Below are 17,598 nucleotides of genomic sequence, written 5' to 3'. Positions count from 1 at the left end.
CAGCCGCCCTTTGACATACAGGCCGGTATCATCCTCCCGCATTTCGGTATACACACCGACCGGTTCGGAAATCTGGTGCTGCCAGAGCATGGCCGGAAGACCGCCCTTCTCCCGCCATTCATTAAGTGATGCCTGAAAAGCACCCGGTACAACAATATCGCTGTAGCTGTCCTTCACACCGAAAACCGATCCGTATCCTTCAAACTCGCCGGTTTCAGTGACCGACTTTATTTTCAGCGGTATGTCCAGCCGCTGTTTAGTCATTATCGACATCCTGCTTTTCCTCTTTTTCCGGGCTGCTCTCAGGCTTTGTGGTCATGTTCATCGGTGTCAGCCAGATATCACCACCTTCACGCGGGTTGAGCTCTTCCAGTTCCCGGCATTCATTGGGTGAATAGATCCCCCAGTTAATACCGGTGGCATAAGCATCAAACCGTGATTTCATATCTCCGCGTAACAATGCCCCTGCGTTGAATTTCGCGTAAAAAACACCCTGTTTTGATGGTTTCACCAGTCCGGCATTGATACGTTGTTCTATTCGGGTCAGATAAGGCACCAGAGAATAATTGATAAAACCAATCCCGAGATTCTCAATGTTATTGAAGGTAGCCCGATCTGTGTTCTGAATCATATGCAGCGGCACACGGAAAATACGGCAGATTTCCTCCAGCTGGAATTTGCGGGTCTCAAGGAACTGTGCGTCTTCCGATGTCATGCTGATTTGCTGCCATTTCAGGCCCATCTCAAGGATCATGGGTTTATGTGCATTAGCCAGTCCCTGATGCCGGTTTTCAAAGTCGGTTTTCAGCCGCTCCCAGGCATCGTCTTTCAGGTACTGGTCAGTTTGCAGGACACCGCTGGTTACCGCGCCGTTCCCGAACAGACGTGAGCCGTGCTCCTCCGTTGCCAGCCCCAGCCCGACCGCCTGTTTTGCATACGCTATCGGACTGAGTCCGGTTAATCCGTCCAGGGTGAAAATCCGCACATGCCAGATATCATCCTGTGTCAGCGTGTCGTGCCTTCCGTCCGGAAAAGTAACCTGATATTCAGGTTCCCACTTACTGTTCAGTTTTGGAGTAACTGAAGACGGATCCAGCGGCAGCAGCTCCACCACCTCACCCAGCGCTTTGACTTTGTAAGCATAAAAATTGCCGCGCAGACACAGGCAGGCGATCAGTAATTCCCAGAACTCCTGCGGTGTCATGTAATTATTGGGGTTTACAGATAAAAGCCGGTTAAGCCGTTCACGGACAGCCCGGCGGTTGCCTGTCTCCAGCTGTTCATACAGAGAACACGGCAGCATGCCGACTGACTCCGCCAGCACGCGAACGCAGCTGAATACTGCGGTAAGCTGCATCGCCAGTTGCGGACTGACGCGACGGCCGGAATAGGTATCATAGGTCAGACCGATCATTTCGCTGAGCTCTGACGAACTCATACCCGTATCGGATTTTCTGAATAAACCGGGAAAGAACATTATGATCCTCCGTTGTTATTCAGGCTTCCCGCTGATCTTGATACCAGATATGACCAGAGCAGGCATAAACCGCCGGCAGTGATAAACCCGGCAGCAGGCATCAGCAGCCAGGCACCGAACGCCAGCAGACAGGCACCCGCAACCCCCACCAGCAGGGCGGTAATAGTCAGTAATTTCATTGGATTTCCTCAGAGTGAACGTAAGCCCCTGGAAGATAAAACATCGGACAAACTTTGTTCCTGTTCCCCGCCGTTCACCAACTGGCGTGATTTGGCAGTAAACAGGGCAAACGGCCCGTCAATTTTGTTTTCCGGTGTCGATTTGTTCGGGAAAATGTTGTCATTTCTGTCCGGTTTTACCGTCACGTTAGACATCATCCAGGACATTACCGGGTTGTGGTCATGGTGAAATTTGCCGGAATATACATCGGCCTGAACGGTTTTCATCGATTCAGACAGGTTTTTCACCGTCTGCGCCACCTCCACCAGCGGAATGCCTTCTTCCGCCAGGCGGCGGGAGAACTGAACGGCACTCCACGGGTCAAAACCGAGTTCACGTAAATCCTCACCTTCGCACCATGCCAGAATGTCGGCTTTGATGATGTCGTGATCGACAACCTCACCGTCCGTCAGTTCAAGATAACCGGCAGCTCCCCATTTCCGGTACAGGTCAGCGATATGCTTCGGTGCAGTCACTACTCTGTCCTCCGGCAGCCAGAATTTGCACTTCATATGCAGTTGTCCGCGCGGATCCTCATACACTTTAACGGCTGCGGTCACATCGATTTTGTTTGACAGATCCACACCAACCCAGACCGGGTAATTTTTCAGCTCATCATCCGGCGCATTTTCAGGGCAGCTGTCCCACTTACCGGTATCCATCCAGGCGGATTCGGCATTCACCCACATATTGAGGTGCTTGGTCAGGAAATTAGGCCGGGCCGCAATCTGCTCTTTTGCCTTTTTCGCCAGGCGGCGCATATCGTCAAAACGCTTACAGACCCCCAGCCCCGGATTGGCTTTTATCCAGATGCTTTCATCGAACGGGTCATCATCCTCATCCGGTGTGTAAATTGCCGCGAAAAAGGTGTCATCCTCCACCACGCCCCGCAGCACCTTGATGGCGTAATCCCGCAGTTCGTAGCAGATGCCCTCGCGGTTAAATCCCGCTGTGGTGATCGCAAACAGCAGGGATTGAAGACGGGCACCGGTCGCGGTTTCCAGCACATCCCACACATCACGGGTTTTGTGGGCATGAAGTTCGTCCACAATGCCGCAGTGAATATTCAGGCCGTCGAGGTTATTTGCGTCACTGGACAGCGGCTCAAACTTGGATGCAGACCGCTCCTGGTAAATCGCCAGCTTATTAAATTCAAACAGGCGGCCAAGTGAGCTCTTGGCCTTTTTGGCCATGTTTTTTGCATCTTCAAACACAATACGCGCCTGGTCACGGGTGGTGGCCGCCGAGTAAACCTCGGCGCCACCCTCACCGTCAGCGCCGGTCATGTACAGACCGATACCGGATGAGAGAGTGGATTTAGCGTTTTTACGTGCAACTTCGTTATAGGCCGTCCGGAACCGGCGAACCAGCACCGGATCCCCGTCATCGTCGTACTGAGCCTCGCCGGTGAGTTCATCAACCAGCGGGATCACAAAACCAAAAATATTAATCAGAATAAAGGTATGCCACGGCATCAGCTCGATCGGCTTACCTGCCAGTGCCCCTTTGACATGCGGGACGAACCGGTAAAAATCCAGAATATGCCGGGCGCGTTCCTCCATGAAATAAATACCGCGCTCAGGGCCGTATTCCAGATCATCAAGAAACCGCTGACACGCCAGGCGTATCAGTTCGCCCGTAACTATTTCTCCGGCAACCACCTGCTCGGCGTACCGGATCCCGTCTGCTACGGTTGCCATTCATCATTTTCTTTGTTTCAGAAATGCCTCGAAAGGATCTTCTTCGGCTGGTGTGTTAATCGTTACCTTCTGGCGGGCTGCCGGGGTCATACCGAACTCGGAGAGCATCGCGCGGATCCGTTTCCATGCATCAGCTTTCATTGCCGCCGCGGGGTGCGCTTTTATCAGTGGACCGCCATCACTCTGTGTTGTGTAGGTGTAGCCTTGTTCGTCCAGCGTATCGCAGTGCTGGCGGTATTCGGTGTACGCCTCGATCAGCAGCTCCAGTGCTTTGGCATCCATCGAACTCATCACGCCCATGGCATCGAGTTCTTCCCCAATTCGCTTAAACCAGTATTTCCCCTGCTTGGTAAAATGTTTCGGTGTTGGGGGTACCCCTGAAGGCGGTTTTGGTTCTTTTTTATTGATTGGGCGTTTTGATGGGTTACCTCTGACCAAACGCAGGTGTGACGGGGTTTTCGGTGGTCCCGGCATAATCGTTTTCTCCTGTTAATACCCCTCCGGAGAACTCGGAAAAAAGTTTTCTAACCTGCGGCGATGTGAAAAAAGGCAAGGCGGCGGTCCCGGATAGGTAAAGCTGCAGGGATTTGTCCTCCCCCTCCCCTGTGTGCCGAAGTGATTCAGGTGCGGTTGCGTTCCGTTGCTGTCTTGCGGTAATGGCAGGGCCAGCACAGGCTTTGCAGATTGCTTTCCGCATCGGTTCCCCCATGTGCTTTAGGTGTGATGTGATCGACTGTCCCTGCTTCGGTTGCCCGTCCTTCACGCAGGCATTGCTGGCACAGGTGCTTATCCCTGCTCAGAACCACCAGCCGCAGCCTGTCCCATTTGGTGCCGTAGCCACGTTCGTGTCGGCTCTTGCCCTGCTGATGGTTCTCCCACCCTGTATTGCGGTGTTCTTCGCAGTATCCGCTGCGGTCTGTGGTTGTCTTTGCGCAGCCTCGCTTGCGACAGGCGCGTGGTATACGTGGTGGCATAGATTTCCCCAATAAAAAACCCGCCGGAGCGGGTTATGTATTTGTTACGGTCTTTGCCAGGTAGCTCTGTGTTTTTTGCATTCCCGCATTACGGTGCTGATACTTCTCCCCGGCGGAGATTCCATTGCTACAGTCTGCTGGAATGACCCTCTCTTTGGCGGGTCAAGGTACTCAAATGTTAGCTCTCCGACTTTAGCCCACAGATAACACTCTATTCCGCCAACTGCTAACTTAATTTCCGCTGATACGATCGCTATTGTTACATCGCCACCGTGCTCCCCCATGATTTCATATTTCAAAAAATCATTGTCGCCATTGTCTATGTATATAGTTTTAAGCACATTATGCAGAATCATACAATTTCTCACCATTGTGGCATGTACCCCGATACTACATGATGGCGGCAGACTTTCATAAGTCTCCATTAACACCACCCGTAAACGACCGTTTGCAGAGTTTGATAAAATGGTTCGTTGCTCATATCTGAGCATAGGACATAAAAAATACCACCGGGCAGTCTATTGGAGTGTTACTGCATAGTTATGTGGTTGGTCAGCAGGATAAATCATTCGCATCCCTGATTTGCCGAAAGCCTGAATACAGCGAGCCTCGAAATCCTTATAGTCAAGCGTTGTTGATTAGTACGCGAGGTTGCCTGCATATTGAACATCGTAGTTAAAATAAACACTCTTCTTCAATTGCATTACATCACTGTTTTACAAGGATTTTTTGATTTTTTAATCGCATTGAAATTACAGAAGTTCTGAGGGTATACTCAGTACGAAAATAACAATAACTATTTCCTGAATCTTCCATATGCGCCCCTTTATTCTGGGGCTTTTTTTTTGCCTCTCCGCTTCTATCTCCCGTATTGCCCTCTTATCGTGATTACAGTTGGCAATGTATTTCATGGCATCAGCCAACAGCTCAACAGCACCACCGAACGTCAGATCATCCGGTATCTCTACCTGCTCACAATCAGCGGTCAGTTGTGGCGGAATCGGTATCACCGGTGCGGGTATTAATTCCGGTCGCGTATCTGCGCAGCTCGTTAACAGCATCAGCGGGAACAGGAACAGCAGCGCATTCACTGTCTTTGAAAACAGTTTTGATAACCGTCTTAACGTTGACATGCTCTGTACCCTCAGTCTGTTTGGCTTTGATGTTGCCGATTGCTGCGCGATCTCTGATGGCAACAGCTGAAAGCGTGGTGGTGTTTATCGCCTGCTGTGCTGATAACTGGCCTGATAGTGCTGTGTTACTCACTTTCAGCTGTTGGTTATCCCGGTAGGTGTCATATACCCACCAGGCGGCAACAATAAACAGCGCGGCAATTACCGCCTCTTTCCAGTTCATAGCACTTCACACTCATAATGGATCACTCCGTCCAGCGGGTTGTCAGGCAGCGGTTTACAGTGATTCGGGAGTGAATACAGATAACAAATCGACAGCAGAACGGTAGTCAGCAGGATGATAGCAATGATGAGCAGCGTCAAAGGATTCCGTGGCATACGACCTCCTCTATTTCTCGACGTGTCATCAACCCTTTCCACGGCTTACCCCCTGCGAAAACCCAGCGCTTCATTTCGCCACAGGCTCCGGCTCTGTCACCAGCATTCAGTTTTCTGAGCAGAGTTGACTGGGAAAAAGCGCCCAGACCTGTGTTATAGACAAATGAGTAGATCGCCCCTCTGGTATAGACAGGAATATCAACACGGATAAGTCGGTCTACCCCTTTCGCCACGATAGCCAGATCATTTTCCAGCAGCGCATCACATTCTGCCTGCGTATAAATCTTATCCTGCTGAATATCCGGCCCTGTATGCCCGGCACACACTGTCCATACTCCGGCGACATCCTGATAAGGCTTATACCTCATGCCTTCAAACACCGGGACCAGTACAAGTGCAACAGCTATTGCCCCGCCACACACTGCCGCCATTGCTTTTTTTACCAGGCCTTTATTCATGATGTTCACCTGCTTTCAACTGGAATTCCTTCCGTTTGTAATACCAGTTCACCAGGAACGTACCGACGGTACAGATGATCCCGGCAACAATAGCCCACTGATCCAGAGATAAAATGCCAAAGGTAGAGGTTATAAGCCCCCAGGCGTATGCTGTAGGGCTGGAATATTTGTCAGACATGCGCATATCCACCCCCTGCGGAGTGTTCCGTATGTTGAGTGATAGGGAAATCCCGCAACCGGGTTATATGTTTTAAACAGGTTAAAGTGAGGCGGCTGCGGCATTATTCGGAATCCCACCAGAGGCGGGAAAGCAATAAGAAGAGCACTGTGACCGAATACGGATTAGGTAATGAGCCTGTCGTATTCCTGTGCTCTTATTATTGCCATGAATAAAAAACCGCGTACAGCTCTTATGTTAAGTGATAATAAGGTAATTGATGCTGTGGCAATATAAACGAAAAAGGCCGCAAAAGGCGACCTTTGGAATTTAAACAAATATTATACAACCTTTCTTAATCTAAATGACGCACTACAATTGTAAACAATACATCTTAGTTATGTTGTTGGTATATACTTACTCTTTCCCCGGTTGCTGTTTGCGGTTTTTTTGTACACAACTAATGCTCTATCCGGTGATTCAACAGAATTGAATATGTGAGCTATCATTATGGTTTTTTATCATCCTGACTCAGGCATAGCGAACATAAAACAACAGGCCCTTTTGCTATAACAACAGCCTGCTGAATAGCTGCATGCTCTCCCCAGAAATATCCGACATACGCTGTACTTTTAGCCTGCTGTAACTTTTGACATGTAATTTTATGTAAAACAAAACTACTATCACTCTCAGTCAACGTTAAATAATAATCCATATGCCCCGCCTGTTATTCTTTATACTTATAAAAACAGGAATAACATATTAACAGGGATTTTAAAAATTAAAAAATCTACTGATTCCCTGTCATAAGAATCCAGCCAGACAACTGTTCCTGCCACACCATGGATCTGGTACATCTTTTTTTAAACAAAAAAACAGAATATTATGCATTACAGTCCTCTTGTTTATTCAATTCAGCAAGCGCTAATTCTCTCATCCAATCTGAAAGCAGTGGTTTAGTTTTTACCGCATCCATGAGCGCTCTCTCTTTTTTGGTCAGGCGAACAACAATTACTTCTGTTTTCATATTAGGCACAATAATTTCCCTCTGTTAAGAAATAATATTGGCACAAAATAAAAACAGAGATGTCGACTTTACACGTATTTACATAATAAAAAGCCCCACCATAACTGATGAGGCTGAAAAGACTCTGGTGGAGCACCTAGTCTCCCCGTCTTCATCTTTTACTCTTTAAGTATAGCAGATAAAATCAATACGCCCCCCCAAAAAACAAGATAATCAAATTTTAATTTAAAAATATAATGGCCGTTTTATGGATGGTGATGTTTTGTATCAATTTATTCCTGACATTTACATAACACAAGTAATCTGTGGATAGTTTTACACATACTTCAAATGTGATTTATGCAAAGTAAACAACCATCAACACAATGGCTAACACCAGCAAAGCAGAAACTGATAACCATTGAAATAAACGGAACACTGTATCAAATTGAAACGGGTTAAACATAGATACTCCTCTGGAACATAGTCCCGTGAGTGCCGCTCATTTCTCTGATTCACCGGTAAAGAAAATAACCTTACGGTTGTAAAGTCAGCTCCCAGACTGAGCCAACGGCACGGTATTGACAACACTACTATACCACATCGTCTTGGCACGGATTTTTTATTTACCTGATATTACTCAGCTTCGCAGTTTACCTTTTTTCTTTTAAGAATTGGTTTTTCAGTATTAGCTACATAAAGAGCAAATACTAATATCAGAATTGTAATTGAATATACGATTAATAATGATGGTTGTTTATGTTCGACTACTACCAGCCTGATAACCGCTGTTATTGCTATATATAAAAAATAATGCAGCGGAAAATGATAGTTTGATTGAAAGTACTTGATTATTAATGCAATAAATTCAAAATATATAATTATCCCATCAACTAATGAATACAGCGACACCGGGTCATTTTTTTAAATAACAAAGCAGCAAGGATAATTGTTTCTTTTATCAAAAAAACAATCAATATAATTGCCAAAAGTAACAGTGCCGCACTGCTGATCCACTGAAGCAACCGACTTATTAACTTTGATTGGCTCAACCCTGACATGATGGCTCCTGAGGTTTCCCTCGTCAATATCACATCTATTTTTTATAGAATACAAAAATAAAGAACCGAAGGTACGGAACTTGCTAAACGTCAGCTGATATGAAATGTGTTTATACAGTTTACCACATTCTATTTCTTTAACTGTCTTACTTACACGTGATTACAATAAATAATCAACTTCATCAACATGAGTATAAAAACCCGCAATACGAAGTTTTTGTTTATAAGCAATGTGATACAGAGATCATTCAATGACAATCTTTGTAACTTATTTGTACAGAGAATTTTCTCCCGGAGGTCTGGTCTTAAACCTTCTGTGTGCCCACAAGTATTGGTCCGGAGCATGCATGATTTCTGCCTCAATAATCTGATTTAGTTTCTCAGCATCTGCCAGGTCATCTCCACACGGAAAATCAGCAATTTCTTTACCAATTATTAATTCATAAGGCCTCTTACCACTTTCATTATTTCTTATCATCGTTGCAGTAAGTATCGGTGACTTCGATAATTTGGCTATAGCTGCCACTCCTTTTGATGTAGAAGCATTAGCTACCGAAAAAAAAGGGGCGAAGATAGTACCTTTAGTTCCAAAGTCCTGATCCGGAGCAAACCAAATAGCCTGCCCGCGTTTTAGTTCCGATACCATAAACTTCAGATTCTTACGGTCGATCATCCCGCTTCCGGAGCGGCTTCGGCATCTTGTTTGTATATACTCCATTGCTTTATTGTTGTGGGGACGATACATAGCATTTACAGGAAAACACAGCCCCATAACTCTGCCCCCAAGTTCCAGCGACATGGAATGAATACCAATAATTAAAACACCATTATTTTTGTCATATACATCATTAAAGTTATCACAACCCGTTACTCTAAATATTTCATTAATTTTTTTGTCATTCCAGAACCAGGCAATACCGGTTTCAAATAATGCAATCCCTAAAGATGACAGGTTGCTTGCAACCATACTCTCTATCTGGATTTTATTTCTGTCAGGAAAACATAATTCTAAATTTTTTTTAATTATGGATACCCGCCTTTTCAGGAACAAACCAGAAAAACGACCTAACTTATCGCCTAAAAACACAAGCCATGGATAAGGCATCTGAACAAAACAGAAAAGCAACAGGATACCAATCCAGGTTAAAATGTACCTTGGGTGAAGAAGCCTGATAGAAAATTTATTCAGAGAATACATTTTTTCCTGATAAGTAATAATTACTGCATAATAAAAAGGCCTGATAATATTATCAGGCCTTGGAATTTAGTTTTTCTATTGCCTGGACAACCGCATCACCGTTTTACAAAAAATGCATTTTGCACCATGCGGATTTGATGCAGAAACATCAAAGTGCGAAGTCCGGTATTGTGTTCCACTGCAACAGGGGCACTGAAAAAACAGTGCTATTATCATTGGTGCGCCTTAGAGACCCACCACATTTGATGCAGACGGACCTTTTGCCCCGTCTTCAATATTGAAGGTAACATTCTGACCTTCAAATAATGTCTTGAAGCTGTCGCTCTGGATCGCAGAGAAGTGAACAAACACATCTTTGCTGCCGTCAGCCGGAGTGATGAAGCCAAAACCTTTCGATTCGTTAAACCATTTTACTGAACCAGTCATTGTATTAGACATAGAATTTCCTTTAATTTTTTGATTGCCATAAGGCATATGAGGTTTGTTTTTTATTTTTACTTATGGGAATTAATTAGAAGGAATTCGCAATGAAGTGGTATCGAGGATAACGCTAAATGGTGAACGACTTTAAACTGACTAGCATAAATAGGCCTGTACTTCCAAACCAGTGACGCCATTAAGCCACAGATGATCACAAATAGCAAACTTTATTATTTTATCCCTCAGATGTTACGTATCACTACACGTAAATCACGACTGATTTTAACAAATTATCTTATCTGTTTATCAACATAAAAAAACCCCGTAAAAACGGGGTTTCAGTTTGTAATCAATACGACACAGAAATAACTCTGATCACAATAGCGTCTTTTTTACGATCGTAAAGCATTAATTTTTAAATCATGTAATTTGTTCATAAATGTCCGCATACCTCCATGATGTGATGTACCGTCCATTTCCAGTTTTACATCTCCCATTATGAGCATTCCTTCCACCAGCCCTTCTGCCTTCTGGAGTTTTTTTCCTATGTGAGTGTCTGAGCACCCGTATTTCTTGGCCAACTGAATAAACGTCTTACCGAAAACATAGTAATCAAAAAGCAGATCATGCATATCGCTGTTGCGGATGTTCAGTTTTGCCATAATGCCGGATATCACCAGTGCATCATTATCAGTACATTGCTGACGACTCTTAACTTTTTCAGGGATCAGCCCTTTAAACCCGGCAGCAATTGGTGACCAATATACTGATTCCTGATTATCAACAACCCAAGCCCCCCACCGTTCTAACACCTGGCGAATATCACGCATACATTACCTCGTTATTTTGCAGGCTATGAGGTTTAATATCTTCCGATAAAACAGAAATGACGCTTCCCGTATAGTTGCCCTGAAGAGTAGTGTTGCTCCAATGTTTCTCTCTCATTGTTCTCACTTCTGTATACCTTTCATCTCGAACTCGGTCATAAGCACACCGATGTAGATTATGTACGCTTCGCACCAGGTATCCCGGTGAAACGTCCTGACTGTGTACCGGTTTATTTTCAACTCAGTCGCCAGTGTCGCCTGATTACCGTAGTGTTCAGGTATCGGTGTAATTTCAGGTCTTACGCTTTAACTCCCTCACTTTCGCACGGTACTCATCGCGTATACGGATATAGTCTTCCCGCTTCCAGTGCGGTATCTCATGCGGACCGCGTAACCAGTCAACTAACTCCTGTCCAAATTTTTCAATCAGCCGTAACTCGTATTTCTGCGTTACAGTGTTATTTTTGTGTGAGAATTTACCGGCCCCCGCATTGCATGATTTACATTGCTTATAGGCATTTCGCTCCTCAAACCGCAGCTCAGGATGTGACCCTACAGACAGAAAATGACCGCAGTCCCACTGTCCACCATGTAAATCAGGCGGATTAGGTTCACCACAGCTGATGCATGGTTCATCGCGGTCTCTGAGTCTGATGAATTGGTTAAACGCTGTTTGTGCTTGCTGCCGGAAATATGAGGTGGGTTTTACTGCTAACTTGCTGATTTTTAATTTATCTTTTGCTTCACGTTCTTTTTGCTGCTGCTCCTTTCTTAATTTGGCTTCAGCCTTTTCCCTTTCCCTGCTTCGTCGCTTTATAGCCAACTCAGCGCCATGCTCCGGACAGCACCACCATTCGTTACTGAATTTCGGGTGAAACCATTCTCGGCATATCAGGTATTTTCGCCGCGGTTGCTTTGCCACTCTCACCATCTCCTTTTATCTTCTCGACTACTTCCAGATGCGGACATTCACCGGCGCACTGGTCGCAAACATAAACTTCATCGTCGGCCAGTCCTTCGCCGCATATTGCGCAGTTCATCAAACCCTCCCCTGTAATAAATAATTACGCGAACCCACCATGCTTTAGGTGCAAAGTGGAGTTTTTTCCGAAGATCATTGATTAATAACTGCTGAACGTTTTTTGCTCACTTTTTAGCCAATCTGGTCTATTATTAATCTGAGTGAATAATGAATATCGGAGGAACTATGTACAAAAATATCCTTGTTCCGATTGATGTATGGGAAAAAGAACTCACTGATATGGTTACTCCTCATGTTGAAAGCCTCGCTAAACTTGAAGATGCCCGTATCCATTTTCTTGCGGTTATACCAGCATTCCCATATGGTGGTTTTGAAAGTGGTTTGTCTGTCGCGGATCTGGAAAAGCGACTGATAGATTCCACAAAGAAAGAATTAGGCGAGATAATCAGGAAATTCAGTTTGCCGGAGGACAGAGCAGACAGATATATCGTAATTGGTCGCCCAAAAGACAAAATACTTGAACGTGCCGAAGCTATTAGTGCAGACCTGATTATCATCGGCTCCCGTCGTCCGAGTATTTCTACCTATCTACTCGGCTCCACTGCTGCGGCAGTCGTCCGTTATGCCAAAACCTCAGTTTTAGTTGTCCGCTGACACCAGTCGCCCGCTCCGGCGGGCTTTACCATTTCTTCTCCTGACTCCCTGCACTAGCGAGTCGAACCAGGTAACATCTGACCGACCGAACCCCGGCTCAATGTATGCCTTGCTGACCACCTTCCCGCAAAATTCGATTCGCTTTCTCTCACTCTGCTCACCACCCGACACTAACTCACCACTGGATTCACGCATGTAGCGATACAGTCTGGTGACAGCATCTGGTGATATTGCAAATAACTGACTCACATGGCGATTGTGCCTGGTTGTGCCGACTTTTCGCAAACATCCGATATACAGCATTTTGTTGGTAAACCACTTAATGAATTCTGCTGAGTTCCCCGTGTGCAGCCCAGCCTCGTGATTGGTGAAAGAATCCAGATCGCGACATGCCCTGATTATGTCAACGCATACTTTGAATTGTTCGTCATTCATCGCCACATCCTGTTAATCATTGCTCGTGGTGTAGGTTTCAGATATTTGACTACCGGCAGATACACGGTAACGTCGAAATACTGAGGATTGATATTCAGTGACTTCACCGGGTTATACCCCTTATGCCTGTAGTAAATGCAGAGATTATCGGCTTCATCATTGATGATAAGTCGGTGTATGTGCGGTTCTTTCATACGTCCTGCTCCTATTCCTGATGTCCGTAATGATTAAACCTGTATCGTGCGGCGCGGGGTTTTATACCTTCACCTATAGCCCACGCCTGCGAATATTCGATTAAGCTTGTCATGCGCTTCTTACTCATGTTTGCGGTACTTTCTCTTGCCAGCGGTACAATCTCTCCCTCAAGTCCCGGAATAAGCGTCCCGTCACGGCCGGTAGCCTTTGCATGTCCGGAGACGAAAATACATTTCCAGTCCTGCAATCCCCACGTATTGCCAGCCCATATGATGCCCTGCTCTGCTACGTTACCGCACAGTGCGTGGAACATGTCGTTTTGGGGAAGAGTTCGTTTCGGGTCGGATATTTTTACTTCGAGGGGGAATTCTTCATTAAGCGGGAGATTGTCGAGCTCTGCCTTGAGATTTCTGAGTATCTGTATATTCCTGAGAAGGAATGTCTGTTTTTGCATTCAGCCTCCTGAGGTTATCGGTTGCCGTTAGTTTCTTACGGGTGTATTTTAATTTCATCGGGTCGTTAGCTCAGCCGGTAGAGCAGTTGACTCTTAATCAATTGGTCGGGAGTTCGAGCCTCCCACGACCCACCATTGCGGTCATCGTATAATGGCTATTACCTCAGCCTTCCAAGCTGATGATGCGGGTTCGATTTCCGCTGGCCGCTCCAATCATTTCAAAAAGTCTTCTGTCCTGGGTTATGACGCTACTTAACCTGCCTGCGGAAGCTTTCCCATGTAAAATTGATAACGGTCGGCGATCCCATTCTCAGACGGTCAATAACCCGATCACCCAATGCTTTTGCCAGTTCGTCAAAATTGAGATTGGTCAGCACACCTACCGGCTTCTTGTTCGATGATCGGCGATCTACCACCTGAAAAATAATTAGTTCTTCGTTCAGGTTATTGCGCTGCACGCCAACATCATCCAGCACCAGTAAATCCACTTCACACAGGTCGCTGATCAGCTGCGACTCAGTAGTTTTTGCCCCTTTCTGGTATGTCTCACGGACACGCATCATCAGGTCTGGCAGAGTGGCAATCAGAATGCTTTTCCCGTTCCGGATTATCTGGTTGCCGATAGCCGCTGCCAGATGGTTTTTACCGGTGCCGGGATTGCCGCTGAAAATAAACCCGCCAAATGATTTACCAAACTCAGATGCGTACTGCTGTGATTTACTGAGTGCCCGCTGTTGTTCCGGCGTTGTCACCAGATAGTTCTCAAACGTGCATTCCTGGTGTAACGGGCTGATACCGGAACGCCCCATGATTTTATGCAGTCGAGCCACACGGTTTTCGTCAGCAATCCGTTTCGCATCGATAGCGCCCTGCTCACGCTGCCACGCCATCAGCTCAGCGGCATTCGTGAATTTTGGCTTGATGTGCTCCGGCTTCATGCGGTTAAACCTCGCCAGAGTCTGTGCTGCTGTTGCCATCAGAAGTCCTCCGGTATGAATTGCTGAACACGCATAGGCCGGACAATGCGCGGCCGTGTTGGTGGTGATTTCGGCATAAACAAGCCAGTCCAGCCGTTTGATATCGATTCGTCGATTACGCTCTCAGGTGTATACCCTGCCTCGTAAAATTTAGTCAGCCTGGATATCAGCCCGTTTAGTGTCTGTTTTGTCTTGATCGGTTTTTTCAGATCTTTCCGGTAGGTAACCCAGTTCACCCAGGTATCACGGCTCAACCAGTCAGGCAGCGGGTGTGCATTTGCATCAAAGGGTTCTGGCTTTGCCGGTTTTTCAGGTTTAGGGGATATAGGGGTATATATATTTTCTTTTTTCTTTAAAGTATTTCTTTTGTGTGTCTCCAAACCAGAGACATCATTTGTCTCTAACTTAGAGACTTTTTTTGTCTCCAGATTAGAGACAGTGTCTCTAAGTTGATTTTTCCACGCCGAAACCTCCTTGTTAACCCCAATCTTATTGCCATCTTTCACGATGTAATTCATTGAAATTAATTCGTTCTTTGCCTTGTTAACGTTCTGACGGGACAGGCCGGTAATTTCTGACAGCTGAGAATCTGCTATCCGGTCATTTTTCTTCCCGAACCCGTATGTTTTTCTGATCAGTGCCAACATTACCCGGAACTGTCTGGCTGTCAGATTGCAGCATGAAAGAGACTCCAGCAGTTCGTTGGCGAGTTTAGTGTAACCATCGTCCAGGTCTGCCACTCGTGGTTGCTCCTGCTTAACAGGGAATTCATACACTTCCGCTGTATTCATAGCGACCTCCATATCTTTGTTTTGTAATTACTTTCATGTATAATTACTCCGTTAATTGCTGTATCAAAAAAGGGAAACTTTATGTTTCCCTTTTTTCAACAACACTGGCTATTTATACAGTGTAAATATTAAGTGCTTTTCTTAATGCGCCTCTGCTGCTCCAACAGTCGGGGCGTTTTCTTTGATTCTCATCTGAGAGAGTTCACCAATCTGCTTCCACAGAAACCGATACTCCTCCTCACTGATTTTTCTTTCGCCAGGCAAAACAAAATCCCTGATACCGGCTGCGGCCAATGTCTCGCATATCTCCGGTAACTTTTCTGTTCTGCGCAGGATTGTTGAATCGTGAACACCGAGTAGTTTTGCAACTACCGTCTGTGTGGTGTTTCTGATTGCCTGATGAGCGGTTGTCATCAGATGATTTGACACAAACCGGTTGAACGATTTGCGTGGATTTGCATTTTCCATAATGTAAATTCCTTTTGGTATAGATAGTCCGTAGCTCACATCCTGTGAGGTAGTTTTATATGTAAATCGTCACTTTATCAGTGACTCCGTAGCAGCTAACAGCTCTGCGATTGTTAAAGAACAGCTATATACTTAAATGATTTCCAGCTCCGGCCAAATTTTATGCCAATCGCTTGGGCGCAAATCTTTTCTCGTTACTTTTCCGTATGTTGCAACTTCAATTTCTACACAACGTTTTGGAGATATAGAACTGGCACCCGACGCCATTTGGGAGAGAAAAGATTTTGAAACACCAAGCTTATCCGCCAAATTCTTCGCTCCCCCCCATTCAAGTGAATCAATGTAATTTTTTAAATCCATATTTTATCTCCATCCTTTTTAATGATGGAGTTTATTAAACGCTAAACCGCCCGTCAAGTATTTGCTTGTTTAGTCATTACTAATCAAAATAGAAAAATGGATATGAAAAAAATAAGACAGACCAAGCTTGCTGGCTGGTTCAAAGATAAGACCCTGCCATCAAAAGAAAAAAGCTATATATCTCAGCTGATGAGTGGTAAATCATCGTTTGGAGAGAAAGCTGCTCGTCGGTTAGAAAGAGACTATGGGATGCCACCTGGGTTTCTTGATTCTAATGAAGAATTACAACCAGATGAAATTGAGTTTGTTGGATTCGTCCCCAATGGCATGGTTAAAGTAGTTGGGGAAGCATTCCTGGGGATTGATGGCGCAGTGGATATGATAGAGGCCCTTGAGGGATGGGTTCAAATTTACAGCGATGATAAGGACGCTTATGCCCTCAAAGTTAAGGGTGACAGTATGTGGCCCAGGATTCAGTCAGGTGAGTATGTGGTTGTTGAGCCCAACACAGTAGTCAGATCCGGCGATGAGGTCTTTGTGCGCACTGTTGAAGGTAAGAATATGGTAAAAATACTGAATAAAACCAGAGATGGTAGTTACCAATTCACCAGCGTCAACAATACTCACCCGCCAATCACAGTTGATCCACGTGAAGTGGAAAAAATGCATTATGTGGCAGCGATTGTAAAGCCGACTAAGTTTATCGATAAGTGCGAACAATCATAAGCCAGTACTGATAATCAAACGAGTTCTAAGGACAAACTATGGCATTCAATGACACTGAAGTCGTACAAATTAAACAATGTATGAACTATTTCATGGAAAAGCGTCGTCCACCAAAGCATATCCGGGATGAACATGATCTTCAGTATCGTATTGAAGACGATAGCGTAATCATTTTCGAGGTTAGACAACTGTCCTGGAGCACCGGACGTGCGGAAGAAATGCTGGCCAAAATAACAAACAACAGAAACAGCAACTCGTGGTCTCTGTTCTGGTCTACTGAGAATAATGAATGGCGACACTACGACGGCCGAATGATAGGCAGTTTTTCTGACGCAATAAAAATTATTGATGAAGATGCAAATCATCGATTCTTTGGCTGACAGCCTGATGACATATTTTAGAGTAAGGTGGTAGGTGTAGAAATACATAATAAGGATATGACAGTGATAAAAGTTGGCAGGGCTATCCTGGCGGTGAACGCATAGGTTGTACTAGCTCAGACCTGATCTGACAGTTACCGGTTATTTATACAGGTGTCTGTCAGATTA

General features: G+C 45.4%; 25 protein-coding genes, 2 tRNA genes and 2 pseudogenes. 5 read left to right on the top strand and 24 right to left on the bottom strand.

Annotated elements, in window-relative coordinates; translation table 11 throughout:
* From N7387_RS19840 to N7387_RS19750, 19 genes and pseudogenes are all read right to left on the bottom strand, one after another.
* Positions 1–264, bottom strand: a 264-nt coding sequence (locus N7387_RS19840; RefSeq protein WP_279800757.1) for an HK97 family phage prohead protease, incomplete at its 3' end; no start/stop codon positions are given.
* Positions 257–1,477 (bottom strand): phage portal protein, encoded by a 1,221-nt coding sequence (locus N7387_RS19835; RefSeq protein ID WP_004238662.1) that lies wholly within the window; start codon positions 1,475–1,477, stop codon positions 257–259. The genes N7387_RS19835 and N7387_RS19840, both read right to left, overlap by 8 nt.
* Positions 1,477–1,656 (bottom strand): hypothetical protein, encoded by a 180-nt coding sequence (locus N7387_RS19830; protein ID WP_004238661.1) that lies wholly within the window; start codon positions 1,654–1,656, stop codon positions 1,477–1,479. The genes N7387_RS19835 and N7387_RS19830 overlap by 1 nt, the downstream gene beginning before the upstream one ends.
* 9 nt (positions 1,657–1,665) lie before the next feature.
* Positions 1,666–3,396, bottom strand: coding sequence for a terminase TerL endonuclease subunit (locus N7387_RS19825; RefSeq protein ID WP_279800756.1), 1,731 nt, complete (start codon positions 3,394–3,396; stop codon positions 1,666–1,668).
* Between the two features lie 3 nt (positions 3,397–3,399).
* Positions 3,400–3,870, bottom strand: coding sequence for a phage terminase small subunit P27 family (locus tag N7387_RS19820; RefSeq protein WP_070577931.1), 471 nt, complete (start codon positions 3,868–3,870; stop codon positions 3,400–3,402).
* Positions 3,871–4,016: 146 nt separating this feature from the next.
* Positions 4,017–4,370: an HNH endonuclease signature motif containing protein gene (locus N7387_RS19815; RefSeq protein ID WP_087825457.1), complete on the bottom strand. Its 354-nt coding sequence runs from the start codon at positions 4,368–4,370 to the stop codon at positions 4,017–4,019.
* Positions 4,371–4,414: 44 nt separating this feature from the next.
* A complete protein-coding gene (locus N7387_RS19810) occupies positions 4,415–4,795 on the bottom strand; it encodes a hypothetical protein (protein ID WP_087825458.1) in 381 nt (126 codons plus the stop codon).
* 553 nt (positions 4,796–5,348) lie between these two features.
* Positions 5,349–5,726, bottom strand: a complete 378-nt coding sequence (locus N7387_RS19805) for a DUF2570 domain-containing protein (protein ID WP_087825460.1) — start codon at positions 5,724–5,726, stop codon at positions 5,349–5,351.
* On the bottom strand, positions 5,723–5,881 hold the full coding sequence (locus N7387_RS19800) for a hypothetical protein (RefSeq protein ID WP_165934083.1): 159 nt from the start codon (positions 5,879–5,881) through the stop codon (positions 5,723–5,725). Before N7387_RS19800 ends, N7387_RS19805 begins: the two co-directional genes overlap by 4 nt.
* Positions 5,863–6,339, bottom strand: a complete 477-nt coding sequence (locus N7387_RS19795; RefSeq protein ID WP_279800755.1) for a lysozyme — start codon at positions 6,337–6,339, stop codon at positions 5,863–5,865. Before N7387_RS19795 ends, N7387_RS19800 begins: the two co-directional genes overlap by 19 nt.
* Complete coding sequence (locus tag N7387_RS19790; protein ID WP_111759629.1) at positions 6,332–6,523, bottom strand: phage holin family protein; 192 nt, start codon at positions 6,521–6,523, stop codon at positions 6,332–6,334. Before N7387_RS19790 ends, N7387_RS19795 begins: the two co-directional genes overlap by 8 nt.
* A gap of 481 nt (positions 6,524–7,004) precedes the next feature.
* Positions 7,005–7,211 (bottom strand): hypothetical protein, encoded by a 207-nt coding sequence (locus tag N7387_RS19785; RefSeq protein ID WP_036414512.1) that lies wholly within the window; start codon positions 7,209–7,211, stop codon positions 7,005–7,007.
* A 168-nt stretch (positions 7,212–7,379) separates the two neighbouring features.
* Positions 7,380–7,532 (bottom strand): MbeCy, encoded by a 153-nt coding sequence (locus tag N7387_RS19780; RefSeq protein WP_087825463.1) that lies wholly within the window; start codon positions 7,530–7,532, stop codon positions 7,380–7,382.
* Positions 7,533–8,138: 606 nt separating this feature from the next.
* A pseudogene (locus tag N7387_RS19775) lies at positions 8,139–8,563 on the bottom strand (phosphate-starvation-inducible protein PsiE).
* 268 nt (positions 8,564–8,831) lie between these two features.
* Positions 8,832–9,761 carry an LpxL/LpxP family Kdo(2)-lipid IV(A) lauroyl/palmitoleoyl acyltransferase gene (gene lpxL / locus N7387_RS19770; protein ID WP_218455438.1) on the bottom strand — a complete coding sequence of 310 codons (930 nt, stop codon included), beginning with the start codon at positions 9,759–9,761 and terminating at the stop codon, positions 8,832–8,834.
* A 93-nt stretch (positions 9,762–9,854) separates the two neighbouring features.
* A pseudogene (locus N7387_RS19765) lies at positions 9,855–9,977 on the bottom strand (cold-shock protein); the annotation flags it as partial.
* A gap of 9 nt (positions 9,978–9,986) precedes the next feature.
* Complete coding sequence (locus N7387_RS19760) at positions 9,987–10,199, bottom strand: cold shock domain-containing protein (RefSeq protein ID WP_004242341.1); 213 nt, start codon at positions 10,197–10,199, stop codon at positions 9,987–9,989.
* Positions 10,200–10,573: 374 nt separating this feature from the next.
* Positions 10,574–11,011 (bottom strand): antiterminator Q family protein, encoded by a 438-nt coding sequence (locus N7387_RS19755; RefSeq protein WP_046024441.1) that lies wholly within the window; start codon positions 11,009–11,011, stop codon positions 10,574–10,576.
* A gap of 289 nt (positions 11,012–11,300) precedes the next feature.
* Positions 11,301–11,930 carry a recombination protein NinG gene (locus N7387_RS19750; protein WP_279800754.1) on the bottom strand — a complete coding sequence of 210 codons (630 nt, stop codon included), beginning with the start codon at positions 11,928–11,930 and terminating at the stop codon, positions 11,301–11,303.
* Between the two features lie 285 nt (positions 11,931–12,215).
* Here N7387_RS19750 and N7387_RS19745 point away from each other — a divergent pair, with 285 nt between their 5' ends.
* Positions 12,216–12,644, top strand: a complete 429-nt coding sequence (locus tag N7387_RS19745; protein WP_036414499.1) for a universal stress protein — start codon at positions 12,216–12,218, stop codon at positions 12,642–12,644.
* A gap of 640 nt (positions 12,645–13,284) precedes the next feature.
* Here the strand turns inward: N7387_RS19745 and N7387_RS19740 are convergent.
* Entirely contained in the window at positions 13,285–13,728 is a 444-nt protein-coding gene (locus tag N7387_RS19740; protein WP_214208320.1) for a recombination protein NinB, read from the bottom strand.
* A gap of 59 nt (positions 13,729–13,787) precedes the next feature.
* Between N7387_RS19740 and N7387_RS19735 the strand changes: the two genes are divergently transcribed.
* Positions 13,788–13,863 (top strand) — tRNA-Lys (locus N7387_RS19735).
* 2 nt (positions 13,864–13,865) lie between these two features.
* Positions 13,866–13,940: transfer RNA gene (locus tag N7387_RS19730), tRNA-Gly, on the top strand.
* A gap of 36 nt (positions 13,941–13,976) precedes the next feature.
* On the opposite strand, the gene N7387_RS19725 is transcribed toward N7387_RS19730, so the two are convergent.
* The 4 genes from N7387_RS19725 to N7387_RS19710 form a co-directional block, all read right to left on the bottom strand.
* Entirely contained in the window at positions 13,977–14,705 is a 729-nt protein-coding gene (locus tag N7387_RS19725; RefSeq protein ID WP_036414495.1) for an ATP-binding protein, read from the bottom strand.
* Positions 14,705–15,496, bottom strand: a complete 792-nt coding sequence (locus N7387_RS19720) for a replication protein (RefSeq protein WP_279800753.1) — start codon at positions 15,494–15,496, stop codon at positions 14,705–14,707. The genes N7387_RS19725 and N7387_RS19720 overlap by 1 nt, the downstream gene beginning before the upstream one ends.
* 141 nt (positions 15,497–15,637) lie before the next feature.
* Positions 15,638–15,964, bottom strand: coding sequence for a hypothetical protein (locus N7387_RS19715; RefSeq protein WP_036414494.1), 327 nt, complete (start codon positions 15,962–15,964; stop codon positions 15,638–15,640).
* A gap of 132 nt (positions 15,965–16,096) precedes the next feature.
* On the bottom strand, positions 16,097–16,324 hold the full coding sequence (locus tag N7387_RS19710) for a YdaS family helix-turn-helix protein (protein WP_070579719.1): 228 nt from the start codon (positions 16,322–16,324) through the stop codon (positions 16,097–16,099).
* 96 nt (positions 16,325–16,420) lie between these two features.
* On the opposite strand from N7387_RS19710, the gene N7387_RS19705 reads away from it, so the two are divergent.
* Entirely contained in the window at positions 16,421–17,050 is a 630-nt protein-coding gene (locus tag N7387_RS19705; protein ID WP_070579725.1) for a S24 family peptidase, read from the top strand.
* Between the two features lie 38 nt (positions 17,051–17,088).
* Positions 17,089–17,430, top strand: coding sequence for a DUF3024 domain-containing protein (locus tag N7387_RS19700; RefSeq protein ID WP_186726484.1), 342 nt, complete (start codon positions 17,089–17,091; stop codon positions 17,428–17,430).
* Positions 17,431–17,598 lie beyond the last annotated feature (168 nt).

Source organism: Morganella sp. GD04133 (genome assembly GCF_029835375.1).
GTDB lineage: Bacteria > Pseudomonadota > Gammaproteobacteria > Enterobacterales > Enterobacteriaceae > Morganella > Morganella morganii_B.
This window is presented reverse-complemented; position numbering and strand designations above follow the sequence as displayed.